Origin of the sequence: Nostoc sp. DedQUE02, assembly GCF_034531035.1 — a bacterium.
Lineage (GTDB): Bacteria > Cyanobacteriota > Cyanobacteriia > Cyanobacteriales > Nostocaceae > Nostoc.
In genome coordinates this window covers 26,121-32,466 of record NZ_JAVRBY020000074.1, presented here as the reverse complement: position 1 = coordinate 32,466, position 6,346 = coordinate 26,121, and the positions used below count along the sequence as shown (strand labels likewise).

At 38.7% G+C, this 6,346-nt stretch carries 5 protein-coding genes and 1 pseudogene; 4 read left to right on the top strand and 2 right to left on the bottom strand.

What is annotated here, in order from left to right; all coding sequences use genetic code 11:
• Positions 1-119: 119 nt before the first annotated feature.
• Positions 120-689 (bottom strand): annotated as a pseudogene (locus RMX98_RS31790) (IS1634 family transposase); the annotation flags it as partial.
• A 165-nt stretch (positions 690-854) separates the two neighbouring features.
• Between RMX98_RS31790 and RMX98_RS31785 the strand changes: the two are divergent.
• From RMX98_RS31785 to RMX98_RS31775, 3 genes are read left to right on the top strand one after another with little or no spacing between them, the layout of a single operon-like run.
• On the top strand, positions 855-1,625 hold the full coding sequence (locus RMX98_RS31785; RefSeq protein ID WP_409882044.1) for an IS982 family transposase: 771 nt from the start codon (positions 855-857) through the stop codon (positions 1,623-1,625).
• The gene (locus RMX98_RS31780) at positions 1,576-2,958 is read left to right on the top strand and encodes a PAS domain S-box protein (protein WP_322675884.1); all 1,383 of its coding nucleotides are present in this window, start codon (positions 1,576-1,578) and stop codon (positions 2,956-2,958) included. Before RMX98_RS31785 ends, RMX98_RS31780 begins: the two co-directional genes overlap by 50 nt.
• 10 nt (positions 2,959-2,968) lie before the next feature.
• A complete protein-coding gene (locus RMX98_RS31775) occupies positions 2,969-3,316 on the top strand; it encodes a sensor histidine kinase (protein WP_322675885.1) in 348 nt (115 codons plus the stop codon).
• Positions 3,317-3,482: 166 nt separating this feature from the next.
• Here RMX98_RS31775 and RMX98_RS31770 read toward each other — a convergent pair whose 3' ends face one another.
• On the bottom strand, positions 3,483-4,928 hold the full coding sequence (locus RMX98_RS31770; RefSeq protein WP_322675886.1) for a sensor histidine kinase: 1,446 nt from the start codon (positions 4,926-4,928) through the stop codon (positions 3,483-3,485).
• A gap of 550 nt (positions 4,929-5,478) precedes the next feature.
• Here RMX98_RS31770 and RMX98_RS31765 point away from each other — a divergent pair.
• Positions 5,479-6,321: a sigma-70 family RNA polymerase sigma factor gene (locus RMX98_RS31765; RefSeq protein ID WP_322675887.1), complete on the top strand. Its 843-nt coding sequence runs from the start codon at positions 5,479-5,481 to the stop codon at positions 6,319-6,321.
• The last annotated feature ends 25 nt before the right edge of the window (positions 6,322-6,346 follow it).

Here is a 6,346-nt window from a genome sequence, read left to right as displayed (position 1 = left end):
CCCCTAAATCCCCCGATAAATTGGGGGACTTTGAAAGGTTTTGCCCCCCAATTTATCGGGGGGTTGGGGGGATCAATTAAGTGCCTAAAATCACAGCCAACCACTTTTCAAACAACCTCTAAGGCTTGACGTAAAGCTCTTTGACCCAGACTATAAACAAGCAGGCACAAACCCATAACCATTGCTAATGCAGCAACTCGCTCAGTCGAATTGAGGAATACACTGGAAGTAAAAAATAAAGGGTCTTTAAGAAACCGAAAACCACGCTCAGTAGACTGTTGTGCCTTGTATTCCCGTAAAACATCGTCATCGCTGAGTTGTTCAGCATCAAGAATATTAGTTGCTAAAATAAATCTTCCGGCTCGTTTGGTTTCAATGGCGGTCGCTATTTCCTTGGGTTCTAGGGTTGCATCAACTTGGTAGTAAAAGGTGGCAGAAGTATCCTTACTAGGTCTACCACGTCGAGTATGTTTTTTGACCTCAAAAACTTGGATATTAAGCTGATGTAAGGGCAACTTAGAACTGAGGCGTTGTGCAGCAACCAGAGCATCTTTTGAGCAAGCAAATTCTTGGTTTAATAACTGCCGAAGTTCAGATTGGGCAAGTGATAACTTTTTAATTAAACGTTTTTCGAGCTGCTTGAGGTCAGCTTCAATTCTTGCTTGACTTTCAACAACTAGCCAGGACTGTCCCCGGATTTCTCACCACATCTCGAATAAGCCTGCGCTTGAGCAGGGGAGCAGGGGAGCAGGGGAGCAGAGGAGAGTTCAATGTGCCAAGTTCAATCCCCTCTGCCCCTCGGTCACTGAGCGTAGCCGAAGTGCTGCCCCTCTGCCCAATATCCCCTCAAGCTTGTGAGAAATGCGGGTGTCGTACACCACCATATTCGCTACAGGTTGGTGCAATTCGATATCCAGGCATTGTACACATTGCACGTACTACCTAGTTGGCGAGAGGCATTTCCCAACTTAGTCAGCTATACCAGATTTGTAGAATTGATGCCTTGGAGCCTAATGCTGTTGTGCTGTTTTTTGCATACAAGGACGGGAGAAATTACGGAAATTAGTTTTATTGATTCAACTCCGATTAATGTGTGCCATAATTGCCGCGCACATGCACATAAAGTATTTAAAGGCTTAGTAAAATGGGGGAAGAATTCTGTGGGTTGGCACAACGGAAGTAAACTTCATTTGATAATTAATGACTGTGGAGAATTGCTGGCATTCAAGTTAACCCCCGCAAATGTCGATGACCGAAAGCCAGTTCCAGATATGACTGAAGATTTAGTTGGTAAACTTTTTGCTAACCGAAGATATGTCTCACAAAAATTATTTGAGGAGTTATACAAGCGAGGTTTAGAGCTAGTAACAAAATCCAAGAAAAATATGAAAAACCGTCTGATGAAATTGATTGATAAAATTCTGTTACGCAAACGAGCAGTGATTGAGTCAGTCAATGACCATCTCAAAAATATATGTCAAATTGAACACTCACGGCATCGTAGTCCATTTAATTTTTTGGTTAATTTAATGGCAGGGCTGACTGCTTATACCTATTTGCCCAAAAAACCATCTATTGACATTTATCCAAAAGACTTACCTGCACTGCCTCCTGCTATTTTTTAGTTTTGTCGAACTCACGTTAAGTGAGGGGCGTATTGATGATGAAACAGGGAATTTAATGTGTAGTTATCACGGTTGGCAATTTGATCGCCAGGGAATTTGTACTCATATTCCCCAAGCAGAAAATTCCGAACTTGTCAGCAACAATAATGCTGACTTAGGAAATTTACTGAGTAAGATCACAGTTGATGTTCCTACTTGGTCTAAATCAAGGTCATTGCTGTATCATGCAATTCAAATGGCTCGTATTGACAATTACGCAACTGAAGAGCGAGAAGCTGTAAAAAAAGCAGCTAAACTGTTAAAGGTTGAAGATGATATTGCCCACCATCAATTAAATTATAGACGCTGCCACTATTGTCAGGATTTACAAGCCGATGGGGAGCAAAATAAGTCCGAGTGGCGTTACCGGGAATTGGTAAATAGTCTGCGCGAAATAGTGTTTAAGTGCGATCGCTTGGGTAATCTCAATTTCCTCAACCGAGCCTGGACAAATACCCTTGGTTATGGGATAGCAGATGTCATCGGTAGTGCTTTAGACAATTTCATTCACTTGGATGATCGGCACTTGTGGTCAGAAACTCTAGAAAAGCTACAAACCGGAATAGAGGTTTGCCAAGAACTCCGGTTTTGCCATCAAACTGGTGTAATTGTTTGGTTGGAACTGTCTGCTCAACCTCAAAGTGAAACAGAATTCTCTGGCTCACTGATCAATATTAGCGATAGCAAACACGCAGAAGCATTACTTCAGCAAACGAATGAGGAACTGGAAGCTAGGGTAGAACAACGAAATATTGAGCTAATTCAAGCTAATTACGACCTAAAAATTACCCTTGAGAAACTCAAATATACTCAGGCTCAACTGGTGCAAACTGAAAAAATGTCGAGTCTGGGGCAATTAGTTGCAGGAATTGCTCACGAAATTAATAATCCAGTTAACTTTATTTACGCTAATCTCAGCTATGCATCTGAGTATACAGAAGTCTTATTAAAAATATTGGAACTCTACCAGCAAACCTATCCAGTTCCCTCACTAGATATTCAAGAAGCAATAATAACCTGGGATTTAGACTTTATTCAAAAAGATTTAGGTAAGCTACTGGAGTCGATGCAAGTTGGCAGCGAACGTATTAGAGAAATTGTGCTGTTACTGCGAAATTTTTCTCGGTTGGATGAAACAGAAATCAAAAAGGTTGATATCCATACAGGTATTAATCACACAATCACATTTCTAAGTCACCGTCTCCAAAACGATTCGAAAAATCTGGAAATTCAAGTAATTAAAACCTATGGATTAATTCCCAAGGTAAAGTGCTATCTCGCTTGTGCAACTTAATCAAGTATTTATGAATATTTTAAATAACGCTGTCTATGCTTTAAATGAGGCAATTAATAACCTATCAATTAGTCAAAATTGTCAATCCCAACCGTTCATTCCTACTATTTGGATTAATACTGAACTTATTGATAAAACTTGGCTTGCTGTTCGCATTAAAAACAATGGTCTGGCTATTCCTAAATCGGTAATTTCCAAAATATTTGATCCGTTATTTACAACAAAGCCTGTTGGTAAAGGAACCGGACTTGGCTTATTTATTAGTTATCAGATTGTAGTAGAAATGCACCAAAGCAAGTTAACATGTACCTCAAAAACAAGCCAAGAAACAGAATTTTGTATCCAAATTCCCATCTAATAGCTACTACTCCCCACTGAACACGAATGGTACCCGCTTGCCACAGCGCACCTCCTCTAGTAAACCCCCGTTCCCACTGCCGCGAAACGAGATTGTAGACTTGTATTGGAGAAGCGATCGCCACATCGGGCTATCCTTTCCCCTTTACCCCACTTCTGCAAGAAGTCTACTGTTTGGGCTGTGCAACTGGAATTGTAATAATAAATTCTGCTCCCCCTTCAGGATAAGAAACACACTCTAACGAACCACCATGCCGCTCGGTAATAATTTGATAGCTAACCGATAAACCTAGCCCAGTACCTTTACCAACAGCTTTGGTAGTAAAAAAAGGATCAAATAACTTTTGTCTAACTTGTTCGGGAATACCAGGGCCATTATCTACGATCCGAACAATTATTTGTTGAGCATTTATTTTTTGAGTACAAATCCGAATTTGTGGCTGGTTATGTGAGAGTTTCCCTTGAATTAATGAATCTTCTAAAGCATCAACTGCATTAGTCAAAATGTTCATGAATACTTGATTTAGCTGTCTGGCATAGCATTCAATCAAGGGTAACTTGCCATAATCTTTAATTACTTGAATTGGAGGATAATTTGCTTCTGTTTTAAATCGGTGTTCTAAAATCATCAAAGCACTGTCAATACCTTGATGGATATCTGCTGCTTTTAACTCAGCTTCATCTAGCCGCGAAAAGGTACGAAGAGAAACCACGATTTGCTGAATGCGTTCAGCACCGACTTGCATTGAAGAGAGTAATTTTGGCAAATCTTCGACTAAAAAATCGAATTCCATTGCCTGAATTGTCCTTTGAATTTCTAATGCAGGATTAGGATAGTTTATGCGGTAAAGATGAAGTAGATTTAGTAATTCTTGGATATATTTGTTAGCGTAAGTTAAATTGCCGTAGATAAAATTAACTGGATTATTGATTTCATGGGCAACTCCAGCAACTAATTGACCCAGAGAAGACATTTTCTCACTTTGGATGAGTTGAGCTTGAGTAGTTTGTAATTCTTTGAGTGTTTGTTCTAGTTCTATTGCTTGCTGTTTAAGTTGAGCTTCTGCTTGTTTATGTTCTGTAATGTCGTCTCGAACTACTAGTAAATATTTAGGCTGACCTTGAGAATCAAGAATCGGAACTTTTTTAATCTGTAAAATGCGCGTGTCGCCGCTTTTTGTCCGAATTCTTTCTTCAGGAATCTCTAACAATGTTTTGCTATTAAGTGCTTCGTGATCTCGTTGGGTAAAAAAATCGGCCTCTTCTTTGGGAAATAGGTCGTAGTCGTTGTTCCCTAAAATTTCATCAGCACTGACACCAGCTAACTTTTCTGCGGTTCGATTACATAAGATAATTCGCAGATCAGCTGCATCTTTGACAAAAACTGCTACAGGCATTGTTTGAATCACAGAATGCAGAAACTGTTGAGCAGTTTGCAGTTGTTCTTCTATCAGTTGGCGCTCTTGCATTGCAGCAAGCTGTTCGCTCTTGTGTTGCTGTAATTGATTATTATATTCTAGAACTGTCTGGCGTAGTTCAGCATTATCTGTTTTTAGTTGCTGAAGACATTGGCGTAAGCTGATTAACTCTTGATTTAACTCTTCAATAGACATACTGATTCACTATTTTTTAGTTTTAGACATTGAGAAAGCTATGTATATCTCAATCCAGTGAATTGATTTGTCTATTACCAGAGTAAAATAACTTGAAAATGCGATAACCATGCAGAGATTTTGTTTTGGTACAGTTGCTCATATTTATAAATTTGCTGGTGAAGAAGTTATCGTTAGAGAATTTGGCCAAATCTACTCTCATGTAAAGAGCCTGAGATCATTTTGCCCAAATCACTATCAAATATTAACTAGTTGTGATATTTGGCTTATTAACGTTCTCAGGGCAAACGCATCTAAAGTACTCTTGATCACAACCAACATTAAGACCCAACGAAAAATCAGTATTTCTGGCTTGATTTATTTTCCAAGGCTCAAAGCGATGCCTGCGGCTGGCTACGCCAACGCTAAAATCTTCGTCAATAAACAGGGATTAATGAGATTATTTTTGAGTCTATTCTCAATAGACTAGTCTTATTGATATGATGCGGCTGCCCTGGCTCACCCGATATTACTTTTTGGACGGCTTGACTTGATTGTTTAACCCATAATTGTGACGTATTCGCCTGTTATAAAGCTAGTTTGGGCTATATTTGGGCTTAATTTTTGTTTAAGTTTCCCTAAACGATCAACAATCGGATTTAATGCACAAGCAAAAAGTTTTGTAACAATTGTGGCTGCTTTGTGTAAAAGTCAGGATTACTACATGAGATATAGTGCGATTAGTAACTTGGTAGCTTCTGATTTGAGGTCTTTTATGGCTAATGACCCAAGGAAACAACTAGATGTACAACTTAAAGAATTAGCACTTGCAGCCCAAAAATACACACATTTAACCAAGGAAAAGCGGATAGCTTTAACAAGCCTGATTAATGCTATTTGGCAGTCAGGTAAGCTTGTTCATCCTTATAAAGGTCAATTTGAACTAGCTTATGAAGATATCTATGATGAGGCAGTACAAAATTTATTTTTCTATATTTGTCAAGACAACAATATTAATAAGTATGACCCAGAACGGGGCGAAGTGGTGACTTGGATAAATATGCTATTAACTAGACGCTTTTTTCCAGAGGCTATCCCAAAAATTCTCGGCAAAACAAATGAAATAAATCTCGAAAGCTCTCACTGGGAAAATATACCCTCATCTCAACCTGTATCTTTGTTTGAACAAGTAAGAGAATGCATAGAAACTGACCCAGAATTAATTTTTTGCAAAGAACATATCAAAGGTCATCCAGAGGCAAATTTTCAAGCTATAGCTACAAGAAGATGTTCAGGTATTACTTGGAAAGATATTTCAGCCGAATGGGGCATTGAAATCACATCTCTCCATACTTTTTACCAACGTTGTCTGAAAAAATTTGCTAATAAGTTTCAAGAATATTTATATATTTAATCTTTAATATAATCTAACTAGCTAG

What these genes read in the sequence shown, in the direction of transcription:
- RMX98_RS31775 (WP_322675885.1), top strand. Translation starts at nt 2,969, where the DNA reads ATGAATATTTTAAATAACGCTGTCTATGCTTTAAATGAGGCAATTAAT.
- RMX98_RS31770 (WP_322675886.1), bottom strand. Translation starts at nt 4,928, where the DNA reads ATGTCTATTGAAGAGTTAAATCAAGAGTTAATCAGCTTACGCCAATGT.